24 protein-coding genes are annotated in these 24,885 nt (G+C 72.6%); 15 read left to right on the top strand and 9 right to left on the bottom strand.

What is annotated here, in order from left to right:
- The first annotated feature begins 76 nt into the window (after positions 1-76).
- A complete protein-coding gene (locus ACFYE1_RS11140) occupies positions 77-589 on the top strand; it encodes an SRPBCC family protein (RefSeq protein ID WP_387742726.1) in 513 nt (170 codons plus the stop codon).
- A 34-nt stretch (positions 590-623) separates the two neighbouring features.
- Here ACFYE1_RS11140 and ACFYE1_RS11135 read toward each other — a convergent pair whose 3' ends face one another.
- The 8 genes from ACFYE1_RS11135 to ACFYE1_RS11100 all read right to left on the bottom strand — a co-directional run bounded on the left by ACFYE1_RS11135 (position 624) and on the right by ACFYE1_RS11100 (position 10,178).
- Positions 624-1,946, bottom strand: coding sequence for an MFS transporter (locus ACFYE1_RS11135; RefSeq protein WP_387742725.1), 1,323 nt, complete (start codon positions 1,944-1,946; stop codon positions 624-626).
- Positions 1,933-3,585, bottom strand: a complete 1,653-nt coding sequence (gene nikE / locus ACFYE1_RS11130; protein ID WP_387742723.1) for a nickel ABC transporter ATP-binding protein NikE — start codon at positions 3,583-3,585, stop codon at positions 1,933-1,935. The genes ACFYE1_RS11135 and nikE overlap by 14 nt, the downstream gene beginning before the upstream one ends.
- The gene (locus tag ACFYE1_RS11125; protein ID WP_387742721.1) at positions 3,578-4,420 is read right to left on the bottom strand and encodes an ABC transporter permease; all 843 of its coding nucleotides are present in this window, start codon (positions 4,418-4,420) and stop codon (positions 3,578-3,580) included. Before ACFYE1_RS11125 ends, nikE begins: the two co-directional genes overlap by 8 nt.
- Positions 4,413-5,354 (bottom strand): ABC transporter permease, encoded by a 942-nt coding sequence (locus ACFYE1_RS11120; protein WP_387742720.1) that lies wholly within the window; start codon positions 5,352-5,354, stop codon positions 4,413-4,415. The genes ACFYE1_RS11125 and ACFYE1_RS11120 overlap by 8 nt, the downstream gene beginning before the upstream one ends.
- A gap of 43 nt (positions 5,355-5,397) precedes the next feature.
- Positions 5,398-6,915 carry an ABC transporter substrate-binding protein gene (locus ACFYE1_RS11115; RefSeq protein WP_387742718.1) on the bottom strand — a complete coding sequence of 506 codons (1,518 nt, stop codon included), beginning with the start codon at positions 6,913-6,915 and terminating at the stop codon, positions 5,398-5,400.
- Positions 6,916-7,271: 356 nt separating this feature from the next.
- The gene (locus ACFYE1_RS11110; RefSeq protein ID WP_387742716.1) at positions 7,272-8,495 is read right to left on the bottom strand and encodes an aminotransferase-like domain-containing protein; all 1,224 of its coding nucleotides are present in this window, start codon (positions 8,493-8,495) and stop codon (positions 7,272-7,274) included.
- Positions 8,492-9,553: an agmatinase gene (gene speB / locus ACFYE1_RS11105; protein ID WP_387742714.1), complete on the bottom strand. Its 1,062-nt coding sequence runs from the start codon at positions 9,551-9,553 to the stop codon at positions 8,492-8,494. Before speB ends, ACFYE1_RS11110 begins: the two co-directional genes overlap by 4 nt.
- Positions 9,554-9,611: 58 nt before the next feature.
- Complete coding sequence (locus tag ACFYE1_RS11100; protein ID WP_387742712.1) at positions 9,612-10,178, bottom strand: helix-turn-helix domain-containing protein; 567 nt, start codon at positions 10,176-10,178, stop codon at positions 9,612-9,614.
- A gap of 163 nt (positions 10,179-10,341) precedes the next feature.
- Between ACFYE1_RS11100 and ACFYE1_RS11095 the strand changes: the two genes are divergently transcribed.
- The 7 genes from ACFYE1_RS11095 (at position 10,342) to ACFYE1_RS11065 (ending at position 18,308) form a co-directional block, all read left to right on the top strand.
- Positions 10,342-11,826 (top strand): sodium:solute symporter, encoded by a 1,485-nt coding sequence (locus ACFYE1_RS11095; protein WP_387742711.1) that lies wholly within the window; start codon positions 10,342-10,344, stop codon positions 11,824-11,826.
- Positions 11,823-12,287: a YybH family protein gene (locus tag ACFYE1_RS11090; protein WP_387742709.1), complete on the top strand. Its 465-nt coding sequence runs from the start codon at positions 11,823-11,825 to the stop codon at positions 12,285-12,287. The genes ACFYE1_RS11095 and ACFYE1_RS11090 overlap by 4 nt, the downstream gene beginning before the upstream one ends.
- Complete coding sequence (locus ACFYE1_RS11085) at positions 12,284-13,762, top strand: purine-cytosine permease family protein (protein ID WP_387742708.1); 1,479 nt, start codon at positions 12,284-12,286, stop codon at positions 13,760-13,762. The genes ACFYE1_RS11090 and ACFYE1_RS11085 overlap by 4 nt, the downstream gene beginning before the upstream one ends.
- Complete coding sequence (locus ACFYE1_RS11080; protein ID WP_387742706.1) at positions 13,749-14,405, top strand: cyclase family protein; 657 nt, start codon at positions 13,749-13,751, stop codon at positions 14,403-14,405. Before ACFYE1_RS11085 ends, ACFYE1_RS11080 begins: the two co-directional genes overlap by 14 nt.
- 83 nt (positions 14,406-14,488) lie before the next feature.
- On the top strand, positions 14,489-15,892 hold the full coding sequence (locus ACFYE1_RS11075; RefSeq protein ID WP_387742704.1) for an NAD-dependent succinate-semialdehyde dehydrogenase: 1,404 nt from the start codon (positions 14,489-14,491) through the stop codon (positions 15,890-15,892).
- 75 nt (positions 15,893-15,967) lie between these two features.
- Positions 15,968-17,551 carry a thiamine pyrophosphate-binding protein gene (locus ACFYE1_RS11070; protein ID WP_387742703.1) on the top strand — a complete coding sequence of 528 codons (1,584 nt, stop codon included), beginning with the start codon at positions 15,968-15,970 and terminating at the stop codon, positions 17,549-17,551.
- Positions 17,552-17,753: 202 nt separating this feature from the next.
- Entirely contained in the window at positions 17,754-18,308 is a 555-nt protein-coding gene (locus ACFYE1_RS11065; protein WP_387742701.1) for a hypothetical protein, read from the top strand.
- Positions 18,309-18,437: 129 nt separating this feature from the next.
- On the opposite strand, the gene ACFYE1_RS11060 is transcribed toward ACFYE1_RS11065, so the two are convergent.
- Positions 18,438-19,352 carry an alpha/beta fold hydrolase gene (locus tag ACFYE1_RS11060; protein WP_387742699.1) on the bottom strand — a complete coding sequence of 305 codons (915 nt, stop codon included), beginning with the start codon at positions 19,350-19,352 and terminating at the stop codon, positions 18,438-18,440.
- Positions 19,353-19,495: 143 nt separating this feature from the next.
- Between ACFYE1_RS11060 and ACFYE1_RS11055 the strand changes: the two genes are divergently transcribed.
- The 7 genes from ACFYE1_RS11055 to ACFYE1_RS11025 all read left to right on the top strand — a co-directional run bounded on the left by ACFYE1_RS11055 (position 19,496) and on the right by ACFYE1_RS11025 (position 24,764).
- A complete protein-coding gene (locus ACFYE1_RS11055; RefSeq protein ID WP_387742698.1) occupies positions 19,496-19,798 on the top strand; it encodes an urease subunit gamma in 303 nt (100 codons plus the stop codon).
- 25 nt (positions 19,799-19,823) lie between these two features.
- On the top strand, positions 19,824-20,186 hold the full coding sequence (locus ACFYE1_RS11050; RefSeq protein ID WP_387742695.1) for an urease subunit beta: 363 nt from the start codon (positions 19,824-19,826) through the stop codon (positions 20,184-20,186).
- On the top strand, positions 20,183-21,895 hold the full coding sequence (ureC, locus tag ACFYE1_RS11045) for an urease subunit alpha (RefSeq protein ID WP_387742693.1): 1,713 nt from the start codon (positions 20,183-20,185) through the stop codon (positions 21,893-21,895). The genes ACFYE1_RS11050 and ureC overlap by 4 nt, the downstream gene beginning before the upstream one ends.
- A 98-nt stretch (positions 21,896-21,993) precedes the next feature.
- The gene (locus ACFYE1_RS11040) at positions 21,994-22,482 is read left to right on the top strand and encodes an urease accessory protein UreE (RefSeq protein ID WP_387742691.1); all 489 of its coding nucleotides are present in this window, start codon (positions 21,994-21,996) and stop codon (positions 22,480-22,482) included.
- Entirely contained in the window at positions 22,463-23,185 is a 723-nt protein-coding gene (locus tag ACFYE1_RS11035) for an urease accessory protein UreF (RefSeq protein WP_387742690.1), read from the top strand. The genes ACFYE1_RS11040 and ACFYE1_RS11035 overlap by 20 nt, the downstream gene beginning before the upstream one ends.
- A 53-nt stretch (positions 23,186-23,238) precedes the next feature.
- Positions 23,239-23,892, top strand: coding sequence for an urease accessory protein UreG (gene ureG / locus ACFYE1_RS11030; RefSeq protein WP_387742688.1), 654 nt, complete (start codon positions 23,239-23,241; stop codon positions 23,890-23,892).
- Complete coding sequence (locus tag ACFYE1_RS11025; RefSeq protein WP_387742687.1) at positions 23,889-24,764, top strand: urease accessory protein UreD; 876 nt, start codon at positions 23,889-23,891, stop codon at positions 24,762-24,764. The genes ureG and ACFYE1_RS11025 overlap by 4 nt, the downstream gene beginning before the upstream one ends.
- Positions 24,765-24,885 lie beyond the last annotated feature (121 nt).

Below are 24,885 nucleotides of genomic sequence, written 5' to 3'. Positions count from 1 at the left end.
AGCCGGGCGCCTCCGTCGCGGGACCGGGATGCCCGTTCCCCGGGCGCGTCCCAGAACAGGGTCCTACGATGTCGGCATGGCACGCACGGACACGGCCTCACGGGTGATCGCCGCCTCCCCCGCACGCGTCTACGCCGCCCTGGTCGACCCGGACGCGCTCGCGGCCTGGTTGCCTCCGGACGGGATGAGCGGCCGCTTCGAGCGGTTCGACGCCCGGCCGGGCGGGTCGTACCGGATGGTCCTCACCTACACCGACGCCTCGGGCGCCCCGGGGAAGGCCACCGCCGACTCCGACGTCGTGGAAGCGCGCTTCGTGGCGCTCGTCCCCGGCGTGCGTGTCGCGCAGGCCGTGGACTTCGTCTCCGCCGATCCGGCCTTCGCCGGCACCATGACCATGACCTGGGAGCTCGCCCGGGTCGGGGAGGGCACCCGCGTGGACCTGCGCGCCGAGGACGTCCCCGACGGCATCTCCGCGGAGGACCACGCGGCCGGTCTCGCCTCGTCGCTGGCGCACCTGGCCCGCTGGCTGCCGGAGCGACCCGGTTCCGCTCGGAGAGCATCCGCCGCACCGAAGGCACCAGCTCGTTGACGTCGCCCCCTCGGGGTCCGAGGCGGGTCGACCGTCAGGAGGTTCGTCCGGCAGGCGCTGCGGAGGAGGACGAGTCGGCGGGCCCGGTGGTGCTGTGCCCGCGGAGCACCACCGGCAGTGCTCCGGCGGCCAGGAGCGCTAGCACGACCAGGGGCGTCCACGGGGTGCCGGGCCACCAGTGGTGCCGGTCCGTGAGATCGAGCAGCTGCCCGAGCACGGCGTTGCCGGCCAGCACGGCGATGCCGCCGCAGGTGGCGGCGAGCCCGTAGTAGGCGCCCCGCCCCGAGGCGGGTCCCTGCGCGGGGACGAACGACGGGATCAGGGACAGGATCGTGGGGGTGAGGAGCATGTGGCCCAGGATCAGGATGCTGACGGCGCCCATCAGCGGCGCCACCGAGCCGGCAGCGGTCCCGGGGTGCACCGAGGTCAGGGCGGCCAGGGTGAACGCGCCGGCCTCCAGCACGAAGCCGACCGCCAGGGCCCGGCCGGGGCCCATGCGCAGCCCGGCGGTGGAGACGGGAAGCTGCAGCAGCAGGGTCAGGACCGAGGCCAGCAGGAACAGTGCGCCCAGCCAGGCGCCGTCGAGGCCGCGCCGGCTCAGTTCGACGGGCACGGCGAAGTAGAGCTGGTGGTAGGCCAGCACGTTCATGCCGGCCAGTGCGCAGAACGCCACGAAGCGCCGGTCGCGCAGGCAGGCCCACCGGGAGCCAGCCGCAGGAGTCCTGGTGGCGAGCACGTGGACGTCCTGGTCCGGCGGCACGTGCGCCGGTTCGGCCGGGAGCAGGTACCAGAGCGTGACCGTCACCACGGCGAACACCCCGATCCCCACGGCGAGGGCCGCGTCGAACCCCCACCCCAGGAGGAGCGAACCCAGCACCGGCCCCAGGACGGCGCCGATCTCGCCGGTGATCGCCAGCCATACGAACACCGATCGTGGACCTCCCCCCGCCCGGTCCGGCCCGTCCGATCCGCCCGGCCGATCGGCGTGGGAGAGCCAGGACTCCAGGGCGGGCGAGAACAGGGCGCCGCCCGCGCCGGTGAGCACCGCGCCGAGGAGGAACAGGGCGAAGTCGGACGCCGCCGCCAGCGTGGCGTAGCCGGCGATGCGCACCAGACAGCCGGTGAGGATGGACCGGCGGGCACCCCACCGGTCGGCCAGCATCCCGCCGAGCAGGAACATACCCTGCTGGCTGAAGGTCCGAGCCCCCAGGACCAGTCCGATGGCTGCGGCGTCCAGGCCGTACTCGGTGCCCATGGCTCCGGCCAGGAACGGCACGACGGCGTAGAAGCCGATGTTGAACACCAGTTGAGCGCCCAGCAGGATGCGCGTCTCGGGCCGGTGGTCACGGAAGGGCATCGAGGGGCTCCTCGGGCGGGCGGTGCGTGTCCAGGATCGCGCACACCTGGGGCAGTGCCGCTGCCACCAGCTGCCTGCTGTGCTCGTGCTGCGGACGGGTGAAGAGTTCGGAGGTCTCCGCGAGCTCGACGAGACGGCCCCGGAAGAGCACGGCGACCCGGTGGCTCATGTAGCGGACGACGCTCAGGTCGTGGGAGATCATCACCAGGGACAGTCGTCGGTCCCGGTGCAGGCGCAGCAGCAGGTCCAGGACGGTGCGCTGGGTCACGGCGTCCAGGGCCGAGGTGGCCTCGTCGCAGATGAGCACCGCCGGCTCCAGCAGCAGTGCCCTGGCAATGGTGAGCCGCTGCAGCTGGCCTCCGGAGCACTGGCCGGGATGTCTGTCCAGCAGTCCGGGCTCCAGCCCCACCTCGCGCACGACCTCGCGGATGCGTTCCCGCCGCTGCTCGGGCGTGCCGTTCCGGTGTCGCAGCAGGGGAGCCTCCAGGCTGGTGCGCAGCCTCATGCGCGGGTCGAAGGAGTCGTGCGGGTCCTGGAAGACGAGCTGCACGTGCGAGCCCGCCGCACCGGTGTCACCGCCGTGGGTGCCCGGGGTGTGGGTGATGCGTCCGGTGTCCGGTGTCTCGAGTCCGATCAGCAACCGGGCCAGGGTGCTCTTGCCGGAGCCGGACTGCCCCAGCACCCCGAGGATCTCGCCTTCCCGCAGGTCGAGGGACACGTGGTCCACGGCGGGACGGGCCTCCCGTCGCTTCGGACGGAATCGCTTGGTGACGTCGTCCAGCACCACGACGGGGCGCGCCCCACCGGTGGAGGGCGGTGTCCCGGTGGGGGTGAGGGCCGCTGCCTCCAGGAGGGCCTTCGTGCACGTGCTCTGCGGATCGTTGAGCACGGTGCCGGCCGGCCCGGACTCCTGCACGCGTCCGGCGTCCATCACCACGACCCGGTCGGCGTAGGCGGACACCGTGGCCAGGTTGTGGGTGATGTAGAGGATCCCCAGTCCGCGATCGCGCCGTTCGCGGTCGATCAGCTCCAGGATCTGCCGCTCGAGCACCGTGTCCAGGGCTGACGTCGGCTCGTCGGCCAGCAGCAGTCCGGGGCGGCCGGCCAGGGCCAGGGCCACCATGGCCCGTTGGGCCATGCCACCCGAGAGCTGGTGCGGATGTGCCCTGGCGCACCACTGGGGGTCCTCGAAACCCACTTCGGCCAGCAGCTCCAGCGTCCGCGCACGAGCCCGCGTGCCGCGGAGCCCGGCGTGGAGCCTCAGTGGTTCCCGCAGGTGGTTGCCGATGGTCCGGCGCGGGTTGAACATCCTCTTGGGCTGCTGGTAGAGCATGCCGATCCGGCCGCCGCGCACGCGGTTCAGCTCCGCCTCGCCGGCCCGGGCGAGGTCCGTCCCGCCCAGCCGGATCGTCGCGGCGTCGCGGTGCACCTGCGGGGGCAGCAGACCCAGGACGGACATGGCCGTCAGGGTCTTGCCCGACCCGGAAGCGCCCACCAGCGCCACGAACTCACCGGCAGCCACGCTGAGGCCGACACCGGACAGGATCGGGCGGCCCCCGGCGCTGTCCGCGGTCCCACCTCCGGGACCGGCCGGCCGGTGGCTGAGATGCAGGTCCTCGACGACCAGGTGCTCAGACATCGTGGTCCGTCCGTGACGAGGCCGGCAGCAGCATGCGAGTGCTGCTCATGTGCGCCAGTCGTTGGCCGATCAGGGTCACGCACAGCGCCACGGTGAAGACCGCCATGCCGGGGGCCAGGATCGTCACCGGCGCCCTGGCGGCGTACGGCTGGGCCGCGGCCAGCATCGCCCCCCAGTCCGACTGCGGCGGCTGCACCCCCAGCCCCAGGTAGGACAGGGCGCCGACGGTGATCAGGAACTGACCGAACCGCAGTGCGGCCTGCCCGAGCAGCGGTCCGGCCAGGTGCGGCAGGATGTGCCGGAAGACGATGAAGGACGGTGAGCACCCCAGCACGCGGGCGGCCTCGATGAAGCCGCGGGCCGAGACGTCGTAGGCCAGCGCTCGGGCCAGCCGGGCGAAGGGCGTCCAGCCGGTCACGGTCAGGGCCAGCAGCAGGGTCAGGTGGCCGGACCCCAGCACGGCGACCAGGAACAGCGCCACCACCATCTCCGGCAGCGCCAGCAGGACGTCGTTGGTCCGTGTGAGGAGCTCGTCGAGCCAACCCCGCCGGCGGGCGCTCAGCACGCCGATCCCCGTGCCGATCGCAGCGGTCAGCACGGTGGCCACGGCGGCGGTCACCAGGGAGAACCGGCCGCCGTCGAGCAACCGGCTCAAGGTGTCCCGGCCCAGGTGGTCCGTACCCAGCCTGTGGGCTGGACCGGGCTGGGCAAGCCGCGCACCGAGGTCCTGGCCGGCGGGCGGATACGGTGCGATCCAGGGCGACACGGCCACGGACAGCACGATCAGGGCCAGGACCGCCGCCGCCACCCAGACGAGCACGGGCCGGTTACCCAAGGGACCCCCTGAACCGGGGGTTGAGGAGTCCGTGGACCAGATCCGCCACGGTCGTCAGCGCGACCGCCAACCCCACGACCACCACCACGCCTCCCTGGGCCAGCGGGATGTCGCTGTTGAGAACGGCGTTGAACAACAGCCTCCCCATCCCCGGGATCGCGAAGACGACCTCCACGATGACGGACCCGCCCAGCAGCCCGGCGAACCACACCGCCACCAGCGTGGTCAGGGGCAGCAGGCCGTTGGGGAGCACGTGGCTCCACACGGCCTGCCGGTGGCTCAGTCCCCGGGCCCGGGCGGCGACGACGTGCTCGGCGCTCAGAGCCTCGAGCATTCCCTCCCGCACCGCCGAGGTGAAGTAGCTGATCGGGCGCAGGGCCAGCACCGCCACCGGCAGGACCGCAGACGCAGGGCTCTCCCACCCGGCGGAGGGCAGCAGGGACAGCTGCAGGGCGAAGACCAGCACGAGCATCGGGGCCAGCCAGTACTCGGGCATCGCGATGAAGGACTGGGTGACCGTGGTGATCACCCGGTCGGCCGGGCGCCCCTCCTGCAGGGCGGCGACGGTCCCCAGCACCACGGACACCGTGGCTGCCACCCCGATTGCCAGGACCACGAGGCTCAGCGTGATCCACAGAGCGGGCAGCACCTGCTCGACCACCGGTGTGCGGCTGGCGTAGGACAGGCCCATGTCGCCGCCGGCGAGCCGGCCCACCCATCCCAGGTACTGCACCGCCAAAGGATCCTGGAGTCCCAGCTCGAGCGCCAGCCCCTGGGCGGCGGCGTCGTCGACCACCTCCCCCGCCACCCGCGACCTGATGATCTTGCGCACGGGGTCCCCCGGCGTGACGTAGGGGATGAGGAAGACTACGAAGGAGGCCAGCAGGACGGAGACCCCCAGGGTCGCCGTCCTCCTGGCGAGGAACGCCGTCATCGACGCCCCCGTGCTCGCGGGGCCCCGCAGGTGCTGATCGTGCTCACGAGCCGGGCTTCGTGGTCTCCGCGCGCAGCACGTACCGCGACAGCGGATCCTGCACATGGTCCTGCAGGTCGGCGCGGACCGCGTCGATGGCCTGCTCGTTGACCAGCCAGACGTTCACGGCCTGCTCCTCGAGGATCTGTCCCGCCCGGGCGTACAGCTGGTAGCGCTGCTCGGTGTCGGCGGTCCCGGCGGCCTGGGCGATGAGCTCGTCGTAGTCCTCGTCGCAGAAGTGGCTGAGGTTGTAGCTGCCGTCGCAGGTGTAGTCGGCGGTGAGGAACCCGATCGGGTCGGCGATGTCGATCAGGCGGTTGCGCTGGCTCAGCACCATGTCGTAGTCCCCGGACAGCAGGTCCGGCTCCACCGCGGCATACTCCTTGGTCGTGATGGTGACCGGGACGCCGACGCTCTTCAGGTTCTCCTGGATGACCGCCGCCACGTCGGCGAACTCCGCCCGCTCCACGATCGCGATGACCTCCAGCGGCCGCTCGGCGGTGTAGCCGGCGGCGGCCAGCAGCTCCTTCGCCGCCTCCACGTCCTGCTGCGGCGTCCCGGCCTCCTCGAGGGCCCAGGGCTCGGACGAGGCGAAGGGCCCGGTGCTCGGCAGGGCCGCGCCCTCGTAGACACTGCCGGACAGGGCCTCCAGATCCAGTGCCGAGCGGACGGCCCTGCGGAAGTCGACGTCGTCGAAGGGCGCCCTGCTGTTGTTCATGTACAGCGTCGCGGTCCGCGGGGACTCGGCCTTGAGGACCTCGACATCGGGATCGGCCTCGAGTGCGGACAGGTTGGCGACGGGAATGGACAGGGAGACATCGGCCTCACCGGTCTGCACCTGCGTGGCACGTGTCGCCCCGTCCGTGATGAACCGCACCTCGGCCCCGGCCAGCTGCACCGGGCCGCCCCAGTAGTCCTCGTTCCGGTCCAGGCTCAGGGACTGCTCGGGCTGCTCCGAGACGGGGGTGAACGGCCCGGTGCAGTGCCCGAACGGGTCCACCGTCCCGCCCTCGAAGGCGGCGGCGGCCAGCACCCCGGTGTTGACACTGGCCAGGCGGTAAGGAACCAGAGGGCTCTCGTCCGGAGTGGTGACCCGCAGCGTGCGCTCGTCGACGGCCTCGACGCCGCTGACGACGGCCGGGCTGAAGGCGCGCGCCGGGACCTCCGCGTCCAGGACGTCCTGCAACGAGGTCGCCACCGCATCGGCGGTGAGCTGGGTGCCGTCCTGGAACCGCACGCCGTCCCGCAGGGTGAAGTCCCACTCCGTGGGCGAGACCTGGCTCCACTCCGTGGCCAGGAACGGAACGATCTCACCCCGGGCTTCGTCGTATCGGGTCAAGGTCTCCAGGCACCCGGACAGAGACAGGATGTAGGCGGCGTCGCTCTCCAGGGCCCAGTCGGCCACCGGGGCGCGGAAGTTGTCCACCACGATCCGCTGGTCCAGGTCTGCCGCCTGCTCGCTCTCCCCGTCCCCGCCGCTGAAGCCGCAACCTGACAGTGTGAGAACGGTGACGACACCCATCGATGCCGATGCCCGGAGCCCAGCGCGCACAAAACCACCTCGGTTCGTCGTCCCCGGACGGAGCGTCCGCCGACGGCATGTGAATGATCGGGAAATCCCCCGCAGGAGAGGTTAGGCTCACCTCAGTCCACGGGTCCACTCGACCCCTGGACATCGTCATGAACCGACAGGAATTCGGCTTCCGCCACGGATGTGCTAGTGCTCCGCTGCGGGCCGTCCTGCCCTGTGGCGCCACACCCGCCGGGCTCCCCGTCAGGGTCCCGGGCGGCGCCGTGCCGGGGCGCCGCACCGGAGCGGCGCGGGGCCCAGGGGTCCGCCGTCGGGGCCGGTCGCCCCGGCGGCTGCGGCACCGGGGCTCACCCGCGCAGCATCTCCCCGACCCGCCGGACGCCTTCGGTGATGTCCTCCTCCGAGGCCGCGGAGTACGCCAGGCGCAGGCTCGTGGAGGCGCGCCCGTCCGCGTAGCAGGCGCCGCCGGGCACCAGCACCACCCCGTGGGCGACGGCCCGGCCCAGGAGGTCCCCGTGGTCGGGGACCGGGTCGAGGTCCAACCACGTGAAGAAGCCTCCGGCGGGGCGCGTCCAGCGCACCCCCTCGGGCATGTACTGCCCGAGGGCGGCCATCATGGCGGCGCAGCGCGAGCGGTACCGCTCCACCGCCCGGTCCAGGGCCGGGCGCCAGTGCTCGCTGCCCACGTACTCGACGGCGAGCTCCTGGCCGAGCACGGACGGGTGGATGGTCACGGCCTCGGCCGCGATCTGCAGCCGGGACCGCACCGCCGGGGCCGCCGCGATCCAGCCGACCCGCAGGCCCGGGGAGAAGATCTTGGAGAAGCTGCCCAGGTGGATCACGGTGCCGGGGTCCAGCGAGTACAGGGACGGGAGCCGGTGGGCGCGGTCGAAGCCGAGCAGCGCGTACGGGTCGTCCTCGAGGATCAGCACGCCCCGCTCCGCGCAGACCTCCACGAGCCGGCGGCGCCGCTCCTCGGTGGTCGTCACACCCGTGGGGTTGGAGAAGTTCGGCACCGTGTAGACGAACTTCACGCTCCGGCCGGCGGCCCGCAGCCCGTCGATCCGCTCGGCGACCGCCTCCGGATCCAGCCCGTCGTCGTCGACGTCCACGTGGGCGACCTCGACCTCGTAGCTGCCGAACACGCCCAAGGCACCCACGTAGGTGGGGCCCTCGGCCACGACCACGTCACCCGGGTCGCAGAACAGCTTGGTCACGAGGTCGAGACCGGCCTGGGACCCGGCGGTGATCTGGATCGTGTCGGGCGCGGTCTCCGCGCCCTGCAGGCGCATGAGCTCCACGACCAGGCCGGGCAGACGATCGATCCCCGCTCCGGAGCCGTACTGGAGCACCTCGGGCCCGCGCTCGGTCAGGATCCGCGCCGTCATCGCGGCCACGACGTCGTGCGGGAGCACGCTCATGTCCGGATTGCCCCCGGCCAGGGAGATGATCCCGGGGCGCATCGCGATCTCGAACACGGCCCGGACCGGGGAGGGCCGGAACTCCTCGGAGCGGTGGGCGAACAGCGAGGTGTGGTCGGGCCGGGGGGTCACGGCCGCGCCCCCGGTCACCGGCCCTCCGGCGCCGGCTCCGGGGCGGCGTCCCCGTAGACGTGCCCGGCCAGCCCGTAGGCGGGCCCGCCCGGCGCCGCGCCGGGGCCCAGCGCGAGAAGACTGATGAGCTCGTAGGCCACGTGGGCGGCGGCCACCCCGGTGATCTCGGCGTGGTCGTAGGCCGGGGCGACCTCGACGACGTCGCAGCCGGCCACGTTCGTCCCGCGCAGCCCGCGCAGGATCTCGAGCACCTCCCGGCTGGTCATCCCGCCGGCCTCGGGGGTCCCGGTGCCGGGGGCGTGGGCGGGGTCCAGGACGTCGATGTCCAGCGAGACGTAGAGCGGGCGGTCGCCGACGCGCTCCCGCAGGTGCGCGACGACGGCGTCCACCCCCAGCCGCATGACGTCGGCGGAGGAGACGATGCCGAAGCCGAAGCGGGCGTCGTCGTCGAGATCCTCGGTGCCGTAGAGCGGTCCGCGGGTGCCGACGTGGCACACGGCGTCCGTGTCGAGCAGACCCTCCTCGAACGCGCGGCGGAAGGGGGTGCCGTGGGTGTACTCGGCGCCGAAGTAGGTGTCCCAGGTGTCCAGGTGGGCGTCGAAGTGCAGCAGCGCGACCTTCCCGTGGCGCGCGTGGGCGGCGCGCAGCAGCGGCAGGGCGATGGTGTGGTCGCCGCCGATCGCCACGAGCCGGGTGCGCTCGCCCATGAGCTCCTTGGCCTGGGCCTCGATGGAGGCGATCGCCTCGGGGATGTCGAAGGGGTTGGCCACGATGTCTCCGGCGTCGGCGACCTGCACCCCGGCGAACGGCGAGACGTCCTGAGCGGGGTTGTAGGGGCGCAGCAGGCGCGAGGACTCCCGGACGTGGTTGGCCCCGAACCGGGCGCCGGGCCGGTAGGAGACGCCGGCGTCGAACGGCACGCCCACCACCGCGATGTCCGTGTGCCCGACCTCGTCCGTGCGCGGCAGGCGCGCGAACGTGCCCAGCCCGGCCCAGCGCGGGGTCAGGGCGGCGTTGACGGGTCCGACGACGGGGGTGCCGTCCGGGGCAGAACCGGTGATGCGCTCGGGGTTCATGGTGTGCGGTCCTCTCGGTGGGTGCTGACGGAGGTGGTGGCCGGGTCGGGCGGGGAGCTCAGGAGCCGAGGATCCACAGCAGCACGGCCTCCTCGGTGCCGGGATTCTCCCAGGTGTGCGGCTCCGAGCCGGGGAACGTCACGGTGTCCCCGGCCTCCAGGTCGTAGGTGCGGTCCGGGACGTGGAGCCGGAACCGGCCGCTGATCAGGTGCAGCACCTCGTTCTCGCAGTCCATGCTGTACATCGCGTCCTCGCCCCGGCCGCCGGCGGCCACGCGGGCCCGGATGACCTGGACCTGGCGCTGGGCCGACGGCGTGACGAGCTGCTCCTCGATCCCCTCGCCGCCGAGGTCGATGTACGGGGCGTCCTCGAGCCGGACCAGCTCCACGTCGGCGGGCCCGGCGAAGAGCGCGCCCACGTCGATCCGCAGCACCTGGCACATCCGCACCAGCGAGTCCACGGACGGGGAGGTGATGTCCCGCTCGACCCGGCTGACGAAGCCCTTGGTGAGACCCGCGGCGGAGGCGAGCTGGTCGATGGTCATGTGGCTGCGCCGCCGGTGGTTGCGCAGCCGCGACCCCACGGCGGCGGTGTGCCCGGAGCTCTCGATGGGCAGTGCTTTCACGACGTCGACTCCTCCCGGACGGTCTTCCACGACCGCCCCGACCCGGGCCTATTCCCAAAATGTGATTTCCACCATACCATGGGCAATGCAACTTTTGTTGCCTGAGAGAAAACCAGCTGTGTGCCCCCCGGGGCCGGCGGACCCGAGGGAAGAAGAGTCACCCATGAACTTGCTGATCATCGTGCTGTACCTGGTGGCCATGGTGGGCATCGGGCTGTGGGCCAGCCGCCGGGCGCACAACGCCGAGGACTACCGGGTGGCCGGCCGCCGCCTGGGTCCCGGCTTCTACACCGGGACGATGGCCGCCGTGGTCCTCGGCGGCGCCTCCACCGTGGGCGGAGTGGGCCTCGGCTTCCGGTACGGCCTCTCCGGCATGTGGCTGGTGGTGGCCATCGCCACGGGCCTCGCCGCGCTGAGCCTGTTCTTCGCCGGCCGCATCCAGTCCTTGAAGGTCTTCACCGTCTCCCAGATGCTGCACCTTCGCTACGGCGAGGGCGGTGGGACGAAGGCATCGTCGTTCGTGATGCTCGCCTACACCGTGATGCTCTCCGTGACCTCGACCTCGGCCTATGCCGCGATCTTCTCGGTGCTGTTCCCGATCGACCGGACCTGGGCGATCCTGCTCGGCGGCGTGGTGGTCGTGGCCTACTCCGTGCTCGGCGGGATGTGGTCGATCACCCTGACCGACATGATGCAGTTCGTGTTCATGACGGTCGGCATCTTCCTGATCCTGCTGCCGTTCTCCCTCTCCGCCGCCGGCGGCTGGTCCGGGCTCACAGAGCGCCTCGACGCCTCGTTCTTCACCTGGAACGGCATGGGCACGCAGGCGATCATCACCATGTTCGTGGTCTACGGCTTCGGCATGCTCATCGGCCAGGACATCTGGCAGCGGGTGTTCACCGCCCGCTCTCCGCAGGTGGCACGCTGGGGCGGGCTGACGGCCGCGGTCTACGTGGGCCTCTACGGGTTCGCGGGGGCCGTGATCGGCATGGCGGCTGCGGTCCTCGCCCCGAACCTCGCCTCCCCCGACGACGCCTTCGCCACCATGGCCCAGCAGTACGTCCCGGTCGGTCTCGGGGGCGTCGTGCTGGCTGCCGGGGTGGCGGCCATGATGTCCACGGCCTCCGGCGCGCTCATCGCCTCGGCCACCGTGGCGCGGGTGGACGTCGTCCCCACCCTGAAGGCCCTGTTCGGCCGCAGGCCCGCCCTGGCCGGGCAGGACGCGACCGCGGCGGACGAAGCCGCGGAGCTGCGCACCGACCGGCTCTACATGCTCGTCTTCGGCGTGGTGATCACCGCGATCTCGATCTTCATCTCCGACACCGTCACGGCCCTGACCATCGCCTACGACATCCTGGTCGGCGGCCTGCTCGTCGCGATCCTCGGCGGACTCGTGTGGAAGCGGGGCACCGGGCTGGGCGCCGCGCTGTCGATGCTCGTCGGCTCCGTGGTCGTGCTGGTCTCCATGCTGTTCTTCGGTGTGCTGGCCAACGCCCCCATCTACCTGGGCCTGGTGAGCTCCGCGGTCGTCTACGTGATCGTCTCCCTGCTGTCCCGGCCCACCCACCAAGGTGTGCTGCAGCACTGGAACGAACGCCTCTCGGGCTCCCGCCCCGCCGGTGACGACCGCACGGAGATCCGCCCATGACCGGGGCACCCGGCGCCGGCGGAGCGGACGCGGCACCGGAGCGGACACCCTCTCCGCTGACCCGCGAGGAGGTGGAGCGGGCCGCCGGCGCCCTGGTCGCGGCGTTCGCCGCCACCGACACGCAGGCCTACTTCGACGCCTTCGCCCCGGAGGCCGACTTCGTCTTCCACAGCGAGCCCGGCCGCCTGGCGGACCGTGCGAGCTACGAGCGGCTCTGGGCAGGATGGCTCGCGGCGGGCTGGCGGGTGCTCTCCTGCGAGAGCAGCGGCGGCGTCGTCCGACTGTGCGGGGAAGCCGCGGTGTTCGTCCACGACGTCCGCACCACCACGGAGACCGACGGCGTGGCCGAGACCACGGCCGAGCGCGAGACCATCGTCTTCCACCGGACCGCGGACGGATCCGTCACCGCCGTCCACGAACACCTTTCTCCCGTCCCGCCGACCGCTGAGGCAACCACATGACAGAAGCACGCCACGCCTCCGGCGGGCCCAGGTCCGCCTGGACCCGGCTCTCGGACCACCTCGACGAGAACTCCGAGGGCTACGGCCCGCTGCGGGGCACGCTGGGAGCGGGCCGGATCGGGATGATCTGGCTCGCGGCGAACCTCGTGGTCACCACACTCCTGACGGGAACGCTGTTCGTGCCCGGGGTGTCCTGGCCCACGGCTCTGGGCATGATCGTCCTGGGCACGCTGATCGGCGGGGCGGTGCTGGTGCTCGTGGGGAACATGGGCACGCGCACCGGCCTCGCCACCATGTCCCTGACCAAGGGCTCCTTCGGGCTGCGCGGGTCCTACCTCCCGGTGGCCGCGAACGTGGTCATCCTCATGGGCTGGAGCTGGGTGCAGGCCATGCTCGCGGGCGTCACCGTGAACTTCCTCGTGGCGCAGGCGACCGGCTTCTCCAACCCGGTGCTCTTCTCGGTGCTCTGCCAGGCGCTCGTCGTGGCGCTGGCCGTCCTCGGCCACGAGGGCATCGCCCGCGTGGAACCGTGGCTGGCGGTCGTGATCCTGGGCATCATGGCCTGGGTCTTCACGGTGGCGTTCACCTCCTACCCGGTGGCCGACTTCGCGGCCCTGCCCCTGGATCCCGGGGCGGGCTGGTCCTCCATCGCCGTCCTCGACGTCGTCATCGCCACGGCCATCTCCTGGACCGTGCTCTCCGCGGAGTTCAACCGCCTCGCCCGGAGACAGTCAGCGGGCATGATCGGCTCCGGCACGGGGTACGTCCTGTCCACGGTCACGGCCATGAGCCTCGGGGCCACCGCCATCGCCTACGTGGTGCTCGACGGCGGCGAGGCGGTCGGGTTCGACCCGACCGTGCTCGTGGCCGCCTTCGGGGCTCCCCTGGCGGTGGTGGTCTTTCTGTCGGTAATGGCCACCAACACCATGGTCGTCTACGGCATGGTGTCCTCGGTGGTCAACCTCACGCCGTCGCGGAAGCTCCGGTTCCTGCCCACCGCCCTGGTGCTGGGCGCCGTGTCGATCCTCGGGTCGACCTGGCTGGGTCTGCTCGACCAGTTCACCAGCTTTCTGGTCCTGATCGGCTCGCTGTTCATCCCGGTCTTCGCGATCATGCTGGTGGACTACTACCTGGTCAAGCGCGGCGCCTACGCGGCGGACATCCTGCGCGGGCGCGGGGGCCGCTACTGGTACCGGGGCGGGGTCAATTCCGCCGCCGTGGTCGTGTGGGTCGTCGGCGCGGCCTCCTCGCTCGTGCTCACCTACGTGCTGCCGAGCTCCGTGGGCGGGACCATCCCCACGTTCGTCGTCTCCGCGGCGCTCTACCTGGGCTGGGCCCTCACGACCCGGAAGGTCGTGGCGGGACGCCCGGTGCAGCGCCACCTCGCTGACACGCCGGCCGGGGCCGGAGCCGGAGACGCGGTGCGGTTCAGTGCGTCCGGCGAGCCGGAGGAGACCGCCGATGCGCCTCGTTGACCTGAGCCACCCCGTGGAGGCCGGCATGCAGGTCTTCCCCGGGGACCCGCCCGTGGACTCCCGGCTCGCGGCGTCCGTTCCGCGGGACGGCTTCCAGGTGGCCGCGCTGCACCTCGGCACGCACAGCGGGACGCACGTGGACGCACCCCTGCACACCGTGGACGGGGGCTCGCCGGTGGACGAGCTCGACCTCTCCCGCCTGGTGGGGACGGCGCGCATCGTGCACGTGCCGGACCTCCAGGAGCACGAGGTGGTCCGCTGGGAGCACGTCCGCGCGCAGCTGGCGGACGTCCGGGCCGGCACGATCGTGCTCTTCCGCACCGGTTGGTCCCGGCACTTCGGCTCGCCGCGCTACCTGGCGCACCCGGTGCTGCACGTGGAGGTCGCCGAGCACCTGCTGTCCGCGGGCGTGCGCGTGCTCGGCGTGGACACCCTCAACCCGGACCGGACCCCGGACGACGCCTCGGCCGGACCGCTCGAGCTGCCGGTGCATGCGGCGGTCCTGGGAGCGGGCGGGGCGATCATCGAGAACCTGACGAACCTGCACGCCGTCGACTGGCAGGACCCGCTGCTCAGCGCCCTGCCGCTGCGGCTGCGCGGACTGGACGGCTCCCCGGTGCGGGCGGTGGCGATGCAGCTGTGAGCGCCGCGCCGCCCTGACCGTTCCCCACCCCGAGCGCCACGACGCCGTCGACGACATCCCACGCCAGAAGAGGAGACCCTGACATGACCACTGATTCCCGACCCACCACCTCGTCCCCCTACCGGTCCGTCAACCCGACCACCGGCCAGGTGCTGGCCGAGTACCCCACCGCCACCGACCCCCAGGTCCAGGACGCCCTCGCCGCCGCCGACACCGCGTTCCGCGCCTGGCGGTCCCGGCCGATCCAGGAGCGGGCCGCCGTCGTCGCCCGCGTCAGGGCGCTGTTCGCCGAACGCGCCGAGGAGCTGGCCGCGACCATCACGGAGGAGATGGGCAAGCCGCTGGCCGAGGCCCGGGACGAGGTCGAGTTCTGCGCCGAGATCTTCGAATACTTCGCCGACCAGGGCCCGGCCCTGGCCGCGGACCAGCCCATCACCGCCTCCGGCGGTGGACGGGCGGTGATCCAGAAGCGGCCCGTGGGGGTGCTGCTGGGGATCATGCCGTGGAACTTCCCCTACTACCAGGTCGCCCGCTTCGCCGCCCCCAACCTGGTCCTGGGGAACACGATCGTGCTCAAGCACGCCGAGAGCTGCCCCCGGGCGGCACTTGCCCTGCAGCAGCTCATGGACGACGCCGGGGTGCCGGCCGGGGCCTACGTCAACGTTTTCGCCGACCACGACCAGGTCGCCGAGATCATCGCCGATCCGCGGGTCCAGGGGGTGTCGCTGACCGGGTCCGAGCGGGCCGGGGCAAAGGTCGCCGAGATCGCCGGGCGGAACCTGAAGAAGGTTGTCCTCGAGCTCGGCGGCTCCGACCCCTACGTGGTGCTGGACACCGCCGACGTCAAGGAGTCTGCCCGGGCGGCCTTCGCCACGCGCATGGCCAACACCGGCCAGGCGTGCAACTCCAACAAGCGGATGATCGTCATGGAAGACGTCCACGAAGAGTTCGTGGCCGAGCTGACCCGCCAGGCCGCGGCGCTGACCCCGGGCGACCCGGCCGACGACGCCCCCGGGACCTTCGCCCCCCTGTCCTCCCGGGCCGCCGCCGAAGGGCTGGCCCGCCAGATCCAGGACGCCGTGGACGCCGGGGCCACCCTGCACGCCGGCGGGCGGCTGCTCGAGGGCCCGGGGGCGTACCTGGAGCCGACCGTGCTCACCGGGATCGCCCCGGGCATGGCCGCCCACCACGAAGAGCTCTTCGGTCCCGTGGCGGTGGTCTACCGGGTCGCCGACGACGCGGAAGCCCTCGCCCTGGCCAACGACACCCCCTACGGCCTGGGCGGGGCCGTCTTCAGCACCGACCCGGACCGGGCCCGACGGGTCGCCGAGGGCCTCGACGCGGGCATGGCCAACGTCAACGCCGCCGAGGCCGAGGGCGCCGAGATGCCCTTCGGCGGGGTCAAGCGCTCCGGCTACGGCCGGGAGCTGGGACCACTGGGCATGGACGAGTTCGTCAACAAGCGCCTGCTCTACGTCAAGGACTGACCCGCCGGCGAGCCCGCCGCACGAGATCCCACCCGACCCGCTCCATCCCACCCCCGCTTCCTTGGAGGACCGCTCATGACCGCCCGCAGGACCACCGCCCGTGCCGTACTCGAGACGCTCCGGGGCTACGGCGTCGACACCGTCTTCGGCATTCCCGGCACCCACTCGCTCGAGTTCTACCGCCCGCTGCGCGAGCTGGGCATCCGCGCCGTCACCCCGCGCCACGAGCAGGGCGCCGCGTACGGCGCGGACGGGTGGAGCCAGGTCTCCGGACTGCCGGGCGTCGTCATCACCACGTCCGGGCCCGGCCTGCTCAACTCGCTGTCCGGGGCGGCCACGGCCTACGCCGAGTCCCGCCCGATGATCATCCTGTCCCCCGGGCGTCCCGTGGGCCACGACTTCCGGGACATCGGCTCGCTGCACGAGACGAAGAACCCGTCCGCGGCCGTGGACGCGATCGTCGGACACAGCCGCCGGGTCACCAGCGGGGCAGAGGCCGTGACCATGGTCCACGACGCCTTCCGGGACTTTGCCCACTCCCGCCCCCGGCCGGTGCACATCGAGATCCCGCTGGACGTGCTGGAGGCGGAGCTCGACTACACCGACCGGCAGGTCGCCCCGCGCCGGCTCGGGGCCCCGCAGCCGGCCCCGGTCGACGACGTGCGCCGCGCCGCCGAGGTGCTGCTGACCGCCGAGCACCCGGTCATCCTGGCGGGCGGCGGCTCGCTGACCGCCGGCGCGCGACTGCTCGAGCTCGCCGAGCGGCTCGAGGCGCCGGTCATCACCACGACCAACGGCAAGGGCGCCATTCCCGAGCGGCACCGGCTCTCGCTGGGCGCCGACCTGCGCCTGTCCACCGCGCACGAGTTCCTGCGTTCCGCCGACGCCCTGCTGGTGATCGGATCGAAGGTCGGCGAGGCCGAGCTGTGGGGCGGGGACATCACGCCCCGGGGGCCGGTCGTGCGCGTGGACATCATGCGGGACCAGATGCTGTGCAACCTCGACCCGGACATCGAGCTGCCCGGCCACTCCGCGGCCGTGGTCCCGCAGCTCCTCGAGGCGATCGGCCCGCTCGCGCCGCGCCCCCCGTGCGACCTCACCGAGGTCTTCGCCCGGCTCGACGACGAGGGCCGCCGCACCGCGCCCGAGCTCGCGGCGCTCAACGAGACCATCATGGCCGTGGTTCCGGAGGACACGATCATCGGCGGCGACTCCTCCCAGGTCACGTATCTGGGCTCCACCACGTTCTTCCGCGCCCAGCTCCCGCACTCCCTGCTCTACATGGGGACCTACGCGACCCTGGGCTACGGTCTGCCCGCCTCGATCGGGGCGAAGCTCGCCGCCCCGCACCGACCCGTGCTGTGCCTCGTGGGCGACGGCGCCCTGATGTTCTCGATCCAGGAGCTGATGACCGCCGTGGAGCTCGGCGTGGACCTGCCGATCGTGTGCGTGGACAACGGCGGCTACGGCGAGATCCGGCAGAACATGACCGACCGGGACATCGACCCGCTCGCCGTGGACCTGCGGCAGCCGGACTGGCCGGCGCTCGCGGAGGCCTTCGGCGCGGTCGGACTCGAGGCCACCCCGGAGAACCTCGCCGAGAAGATCGTCGAGGCGCTCGCGGTGCAGGGGCCGAGCCTCGTGCACCTCAGGATCTGAGCCCCCGGCCGGCGCATCACGCGCGGGTCACGACTTGCGGAGAGTGCTCCGGAAGGGTTGGGGGAAGATCCGCAGAGTCCGGCGTCGAGCCTTGTGAGCGTGCAGAAAGCCTGCCTACCGTGAAGGGGCACGCAGCCGGATCCCGGTGCCTCACCACCGATGCGCCGCCCCGGTGACCATGGCCAACACCAGGAGGCACATCATGAGAACGCGTGAACCCCACACCACCCGCAAGGCGGCCGCGAGCCTGCTCGCCGCCGCCGGACTCGCCCTGGCAGGATGCGGTGGCGGCGAGGACGAGGCCGGAACCGAGGTCGACGACATCACCGGCGGCGAGGTCGCGGAGACGCCTCCCGCCGAGGGGACCACTCCCACGGACGGGGGGACTGTCCTCCCCGGAGGCACCCCCTACGGCGGTGCGTACAACCAGGAGTTCGCCGACGACCAGGCGGTCTACGAGGGCCAGGAGGTCACCCTGTCGGCGGAGATCGTGGAGGTCGTCTCCGACAACGCCCTGGAGATCGGCGACCCGGGCGACATCAACCTCGATCCTCTGCTCGTGATGCACGACCTCGGCGCGACCGGACTCGAGCAGGACCAGACCGTGGAGGTCGTCGGCACGGTCATGACCTCCTTCGAGCTGGCCACCGTCGAGGAGGAGCTCGGCGTGGAGCTCGAGGACGAGGTCTACACCGACTACGAGGGCGACCCCTGGCTGCACGCCACCGAGGTCACCCCCACCGAGGCGGCCGAGTAGGTACGGGCGTCCGGCCGGGCCCGGGTGGTGCGACCGGACGGCCGCTGCACGGAGAGGTCGTGCCCGGCCGGGACGTGATGCGCGCTCCGGCCGGGCACGACTTCGGCCTGTGCGAGCGGGACCGGGCGATCAGCGGACATCGCGGACCAGCCCGGCGACCGCCTCGATCATCTGCCGGAAGCCCGGCTGCTCCACGGGGAAGTGCCCGCAGCCCTCGAGCAGCACCAGGTCCTTCGGGGCGGCGATCCGGTCGTAGAACGGGCGGCTGACGCCCACGGGTGTCCACCGGTCCTCGGCGGGGTGGACCAGCAGGACGGGTGTCCCGGTGAACTCCTCCGGCTCGAGCACCGGGGACGCCTCCAGGTAGCTGCGCATCCAGCCCAGCGGGACCCGCCCGCCGCCGCCCTGCCGGTCCCGCAGCACGGCGGCCACCAGAGCCGGGTCGTTGGCGACGTGTCGCATGTCCGCGACCCACCGGACCGGGACCCGGACCCGCGCCATGGGTCCCGCGGCCACGCGCAGGACGGGGACGGCCGCTCGGCCCAGGAGCGGGATCCGGGTCAGGCGGGCCCGGACGGCAGGTTCCCGCGGGTCCAGCAGGCACGTGGCCACCAGGGCGGAGGCCAGTCCGGTGGCCGCCACCGTGTCCCAGGCCAGCAGGCCGCCCATGCTCGCGCCGAGGACCACGAGGGGGCGCCCGTCGTGCTCGGCGTGCACCAGGTCGATCAGCAGCCGCTGCCAGTCCGGATACCGCACCCCGCCGGGATCGGGCACCCCCGTCTCCCCGTAGCCGGGCAGGTCCGGGACCGTGACCACGGCCCCGGTCGCGGCCAGGTGTGCGGCCCAGGGCCACAGCGCGGCGGCGTTGCCCCCGCCCCCGTGGACGAGCAGCATCCGCACGGCGGCGTCCGGATCCCCCACGTGCTCCAGGTGGACCTCGCAGCCCCGCCACGACCACCACGACGAGGTGCGCGGCGTCCCGGCGGGCGGGCGCGGGGCGAAGCCCTCGTACCGGTCGCGTCCAGGGCTGCGGGGAGGCGTCATGGCCTCACCCTACGGGCGGTGTGCGGCGCCGGGGCCCGCACGCGGACCACGGCACGTGCCGGAAACACCCGGTGCACCTCGCCGAAACACGGATCCCCTACGGTGACGACTGACCCCGAGCACCCGCCGCCCCGAGGAGAGCCGTGCACCTGACGCCCCGTGAGCAGGAGAAGCTGCTGATCGTCGTGGCCGGCGACCTCGCGCGCCGTCGCCGGGACCGTGGGCTGCGGCTCAACCACCCGGAGGCCGTCGCCCTGATCACCGCCGAGCTGCTGGAGGGCGCGCGGGACGGCCGCACCGTGGCCGACCTCATGTCCTGGGGCTCCACGATCCTGGCCCGCGAGGACGTGATGGAGGGCGTGCCGGAGATGGTCCACTCCGTCCAGGTCGAGGCGACCTTCCCGGACGGCACCAAGCTCGTCACCGTCCACGACCCCATCCGCTGACCCGCCCGTCCCCGAAGGAGCGCCCGTGATCCCCGGAGAGTACGTCCTGCGGCCCGAGCCCGTCGTAATCAACGCCGGCCGGCCCACCGCGGAGGTGGACGTGGTCAACCGCGGCGACCGCCCCGTCCAGGTGGGCTCGCACTTCCACTTCGCCGAGGCCAATCCCGGGCTCGAGTTCGACCGGGCGGCGGCCCGTGGCTTCCGCCTGGACGTCCCCGCCGGCACGGCGGTGCGCTTCGAGCCCGGCGACCGCAAGCGGGTCCGGCTCGTCGCCCTGGCGGGCCGCCGCGAGGTCCACGGCCTCGCGAACCGGGTGAACGGACCCCTCGACGCCCCCGGCACCGGCGCTCCCGGCACCGGCGCTCCCGGGAAGGAGGAGCAGGCATGAGCCAGGAGATGTCCCGCGCCCAGTACACGAGCCTCTACGGGCCCACCACCGGGGACCTGGTGCGTCTGGCGGACACCGAGCTGTTCCTCGAGGTGGAGCACGATCGCACGGTCCCCGGGGAGGAGGTGGTCTTCGGCGGCGGCAAGGTGATCCGGGACGGCATGGGCCACAACGGCCGGCTGACCCGGGACGACGGCGTGGTCGACACGGTGGTCACCAACGCCGTGGTCCTCGACGCCTCCGGGATCTACAAGGCGGACGTCGGCATCCGGGACGGGCAGATCAGCGGGATCGGCAAGGCCGGCAACCCGGACGTCATGGACGGCGTCGACATCCTCATCGGCGCCTCCACCGAGGTGATCGCCGGCGAGGGCCGGATCCTCACCGCCGGCGGGATCGACTCCCACATCCACTTCATCGGAGCCGACCAGATCGGCACGGCCCTGTCCTCCGGGATCACCACGATGTTCGGCGGCGGCACCGGTCCCGCGGAGGGCTCCAACGCCACCACGGTCACCCCCGGCGCGTGGCACCTCGACCGGATGTTCCGCGCCCTCGACGGCTTCCCCATGAACTTCGGGCTGCTCGGCAAGGGCCACGCGAGTGCCTCCGAGCCCCTCGCGGAGCAGATCCGCGCCGGCGCCGTGGGGCTGAAGATCCACGAGGACTGGGGCGCCACCACGGCCGCGATCGACACCGCCCTGACCGTGGCCGACGAGTTCGACGTGCAGGTGGCCATCCACACCGACACCCTCAACGAGTGCGGGTTCCTCGAGGACACGGTGGCCGCGATCGACGGACGGGTCATCCACACCTTCCACACCGAGGGCGCCGGAGGTGGCCACGCCCCGGACATCATCCGCATCGCGGCCCTGCCCCACGTGCTGCCGTCCTCGACGAACCCCACGCTGCCCTTCACCCGGAACACGGCGGAGGAGCACCTGGACATGCTCATGGTCTGCCACCACCTCAACCCGGACATCCCGGAGGACGTGGCGTTCGCGGACTCCCGGATCCGGCCCGAGACGATCGCCGCCGAGGACTTGCTGCACGACCTCGGAGTGTTCTCCATGACCTCCTCCGACTCCCAGGCCATGGGCCGCGTGGGCGAGGTGGTGCTGCGCACCTGGCAGCTCGCCGACCAGATGAAGCGGCGCACCGGGCCCCTGCCCGAGGAGACGGGCCGCGGGGACAACGCCCGGCTGAAGCGCTACGTGGCCAAGTACACGATCAACCCGGCGGTCGCGCACGGGATCGCCGACGTGGTGGGCTCGGTCGAACCGGGGAAGTTCGCCGACCTCGTGCTGTGGGACCCGGTGTTCTTCGGGGTCAAGCCCCACGCCGTGCTCAAGGGCGGGCAGATCGCGCACTCGCTCATGGGCGATCCCAACGCCTCGATCCCCACCCCGCAGCCGCAGCTCCTGCGGGACGCGTTCGGCGCGAAGGGCGCCGCTCCGCACGCGAACTCCATCACCTTCATGTCCCGCGCCGCCGTCGAGGCGGGCGTCGGCGAGCGCCTGGGCCTGCGCAAGCGGGTGCTGCCCGTGGGCGGGATCCGCGGCCTGACCAAGCGGGACATGCGGCACAACCACGCCACCCCGGAGATCGAGGTGGACCCGCAGACCTACGAGGTCCGGGTGGACGGCGAGCTCGCCACGTGCGAGCCCGCCGCGGAGCTGGCCATGGCCCAGCGCTACTTCCTGTTCTGACCGTCCGCCGGCCCCCGGACGACCCCGCACTTCCCGCACTTCCCGCACTTCCTGCACTTCCCGCAGCATGACAAGGCATCCCGAGAGGACCCGCACCCGTGATCGTCGAAGCCGTCCTCGGCAACCTGGCCGAGCTCACCGAGCCGGAGCGCGCCGGCCTGCACCTGGAGCGGGTCGCGCTCTCCGGGCCCGAGCTGCGCAGGCGCGTCCAGCGGGTCGTGACCGACCACGGGACGGAGGTGGGGATCCGCCTGACCGCGCGGCGGGAGCTCAAGGACGGCGACATCCTGCACCGGGAGGGCCACCACGCCGTGGTCGTCTCGACCCTGCCCACCGACGTCCTGGTCGTCGCGCCCGCCACGATCGAGCAGATGGGCTGTGTGGCCCACTCCCTGGGCAACCGGCACCTGCCCGCCCAGTTCCTCGGCCCCGCGGCCGAGGTCGCCGAGCTGCCCGGCCACGACGGGGTCATGGTGCTCCAGTACGACCACACCGCCGAGGCCTTCCTGCGGGAGGCCGGGGTGCGCTTCGCGCGCGTCGAGCGGCAGATGGAGGTCCCCTTCCGCCATGCCGAGCACACCCACTGAGCGCTCCCCGGGAGGCCCCGCCGGAACGCTCGCCGGCACGCTCGCCGTGCTGCAGCTGGCCGACTCCGCCCTGCCCACCGGCGCGTTCGCCCACTCCCTGGGACTCGAGACCTACGTGGACGACGGCACGGTCCGTGACGAGCCGAGCTTCCTGGCGTGGGTCCGGCACTGCCTGCACCACCAGGTGGTGCCCGCGGAGGGCTGGGCGGTGCGCGCGGTTGCCACGGCGGCCGACGACGACACCGTGTGGCGCGCCGACGACCTGCTGGCCGCCCAGGCCCTGCCGCTCCAGGTGCGGGACGCCGCGACCGCGATGGGCCGGCGGATGACCGGCATCGGCGCCGAGAACTTCCCCTCGCCCCGGCTGCTCGCCTACGCGGAGCGGCAGCGCGCCGGGACGAGCCGGGGCAACCCCGCCGTGGCCTTCGCGCTCGTGGGCTCCGGCCTCGGCGTTGCCTGGGATCAGCTCGCCGGCGCGTACCTCTTCTCGACCGTGACCTCCCTGACCCAGAACGCCGTGCGCGGCATCCCCATCGGCCAGAACGCGGGCCAGCGCGTGCTGCGCGCCCTGCACGAGGACGTCGCCCGCGGCGTCGACCGGATCGGGCGGATGGCCGACCACGAGACCGGGGCGGCCAGCCCCGGCCTGGAGATCGCCCAGATGCGCCACGCCTGGCAGCGGGCCCGCATGTTCATGTCCTGACCCCACCACCGGTCCGGTCACACCACCGGACCGCACCGACCCAGGAGCTCACCATGACCACCGTCTCCCCCGTCCCCTCCGCACCGACCGGCCGCGGCCCCGTGCGCATCGGCGTGGGCGGGCCCGTGGGCGCCGGCAAGACCCAGCTCGTGGAACGGGTCACCCGGGCCCTGGTCCACGAGGTCTCGATGGCCGCGATCACCAACGACATCTACACGATCGAGGACGCCAGGATCCTTGCGCGCAACGGCGTGCTGCCGCTGGACCGGATCGTGGGCATCGAGACCGGCGGCTGCCCGCACACGGCGATCCGCGAGGACACCTCGATGAACGAGGCCGCGATCGAGAAGCTGTGCGCCCAGCACCCGGACCTGCAGATCGTGTTCGTCGAGTCCGGCGGGGACAACCTCTCCGCCACGTTCAGCCCGGAGCTGGTGGACTTCTCGATCTACGTCATCGACGTGGCCCAGGGCGAGAAGATCCCCCGCAAGGCCGGGCAGGGCATGATCAAGTCCGACCTGTTCGTGATCAACAAGATCGACCTCGCCCCGCACGTCGGCGCCGACCTCGACGTCATGGCCGCGGACTCCGCCGTGTTCCGCAAGGACCGGCCGTTCTGCTTCACCAACCTCCGGACCGACGAGGGCCTCGAACGGATCCTCGCGTGGATCCGGCACGACGTGCTGTTGCTGGACATGGCCCCGTGACCGCCGCCGCACCCGCCGCCGGGCAGGCCGCTCCGCCGGCCGCCGCCCCGACCGGCCGGCTCGAGCTCGTCCTGGTGCCCCGCGGGGAGCGGACCGTGGCCGCCCACCAGTTCCACGCCGGTGCCCTGCGCGTGCTGCGCCCGCACCACCTGGACGGGTCGGGGCAGCCGTGCTTCGTCGTCGTCAATCCCGGCGGAGGCTACCTCGGCGGGGACCGCTACGAGCTGGACGTCACGGTCGGGGCCGCCGGCACCGCCCTGGTCACCACTCAGTCCGCGACCAAGGTGTACCGCACCCCGGCCGCACCCGCGCGCCAGGACGTGCGGTTCGAGCTCGGCCCCGGCGCGGTGCTCGAGCACCTGCCGGACCAGCTCATCGCCTACGAGGACGCCGACTACGTGCAGTCCACGACCGTGGCGATGGACCCCTCGGCCTGCCTCGTGGCGGGAGAGGTGGTCACCCCCGGGTGGGCGCCGGACGGCACCGTCTTCCGCTACCGCGGCGTGGTGCTGCGCACCGAGGTGCTGATGGGCGGGCGCACGGTGGTCCTCGACAACCTCCGCCTGCGCCCCGGGGAGGACGCCGTGGCCGAGCTCGGCTTCCTGGAGGGCCGCACGCACCTCGGGTCCCTGCTGGTAGTGGACCCCCGGGCGGACCGGGAGCTGGTGGAGGAGGTCCACGACCTGCTCACTGCGGCCGAGATCCGGGTGCCCGGGCTGCGGTGCGGCGTCTCGGAGCTGCCGGTGCCCGGCCTCGTGGTCCGCGCCCTGGGCCCCGGCTCCGCGGAGCTCACGGACCTGCTCCTCGACGTCTCGGCACTGCTGCGCGCGCGGTGGACGGGACAGCCGCGCGTGGCCCTGCGGAAGTACTGAGCCCCGCCGGACCTCCTGCCGTGCACCGGCCGGCACGGACCGGGCGCGACCTCGACCTCGAGGAGAAGTCATGCGAACTCAACCCTCCGGAAACGCCGCGGCCACATGTCCGGACAAGGAT

The organism is Kocuria nitroreducens (assembly GCF_042879195.1).
Taxonomy (GTDB): domain Bacteria; phylum Actinomycetota; class Actinomycetes; order Actinomycetales; family Micrococcaceae; genus Kocuria; species Kocuria nitroreducens.
The sequence above is the reverse complement of the archived record's forward strand: the minus strand, read 5'-3'. Positions and strand labels throughout refer to the sequence as shown.

What these genes read in the sequence shown, in the direction of transcription:
- ureG (WP_387742688.1), top strand. Translation starts at nt 23,239, where the DNA reads ATGACCACCGTCTCCCCCGTCCCCTCCGCACCGACCGGCCGCGGCCCC.
- ACFYE1_RS11090 (WP_387742709.1), top strand. Translation starts at nt 11,823, where the DNA reads ATGACCGGGGCACCCGGCGCCGGCGGAGCGGACGCGGCACCGGAGCGG.
- ACFYE1_RS11140 (WP_387742726.1), top strand. Translation starts at nt 77, where the DNA reads ATGGCACGCACGGACACGGCCTCACGGGTGATCGCCGCCTCCCCCGCA.
- ACFYE1_RS11085 (WP_387742708.1), top strand. Translation starts at nt 12,284, where the DNA reads ATGACAGAAGCACGCCACGCCTCCGGCGGGCCCAGGTCCGCCTGGACC.
- ACFYE1_RS11035 (WP_387742690.1), top strand. Translation starts at nt 22,463, where the DNA reads ATGCCGAGCACACCCACTGAGCGCTCCCCGGGAGGCCCCGCCGGAACG.
- ACFYE1_RS11115 (WP_387742718.1), bottom strand. Translation starts at nt 6,915, where the DNA reads ATGGGTGTCGTCACCGTTCTCACACTGTCAGGTTGCGGCTTCAGCGGC.
- ACFYE1_RS11080 (WP_387742706.1), top strand. Translation starts at nt 13,749, where the DNA reads ATGCGCCTCGTTGACCTGAGCCACCCCGTGGAGGCCGGCATGCAGGTC.
- ACFYE1_RS11120 (WP_387742720.1), bottom strand. Translation starts at nt 5,354, where the DNA reads ATGACGGCGTTCCTCGCCAGGAGGACGGCGACCCTGGGGGTCTCCGTC.
- ACFYE1_RS11070 (WP_387742703.1), top strand. Translation starts at nt 15,968, where the DNA reads ATGACCGCCCGCAGGACCACCGCCCGTGCCGTACTCGAGACGCTCCGG.
- ureC (WP_387742693.1), top strand. Translation starts at nt 20,183, where the DNA reads ATGAGCCAGGAGATGTCCCGCGCCCAGTACACGAGCCTCTACGGGCCC.
- ACFYE1_RS11095 (WP_387742711.1), top strand. Translation starts at nt 10,342, where the DNA reads ATGAACTTGCTGATCATCGTGCTGTACCTGGTGGCCATGGTGGGCATC.
- nikE (WP_387742723.1), bottom strand. Translation starts at nt 3,585, where the DNA reads ATGTCTGAGCACCTGGTCGTCGAGGACCTGCATCTCAGCCACCGGCCG.
- speB (WP_387742714.1), bottom strand. Translation starts at nt 9,553, where the DNA reads ATGAACCCCGAGCGCATCACCGGTTCTGCCCCGGACGGCACCCCCGTC.
- ACFYE1_RS11135 (WP_387742725.1), bottom strand. Translation starts at nt 1,946, where the DNA reads ATGCCCTTCCGTGACCACCGGCCCGAGACGCGCATCCTGCTGGGCGCT.
- ACFYE1_RS11065 (WP_387742701.1), top strand. Translation starts at nt 17,754, where the DNA reads ATGAGAACGCGTGAACCCCACACCACCCGCAAGGCGGCCGCGAGCCTG.
- ACFYE1_RS11075 (WP_387742704.1), top strand. Translation starts at nt 14,489, where the DNA reads ATGACCACTGATTCCCGACCCACCACCTCGTCCCCCTACCGGTCCGTC.
- ACFYE1_RS11060 (WP_387742699.1), bottom strand. Translation starts at nt 19,352, where the DNA reads ATGACGCCTCCCCGCAGCCCTGGACGCGACCGGTACGAGGGCTTCGCC.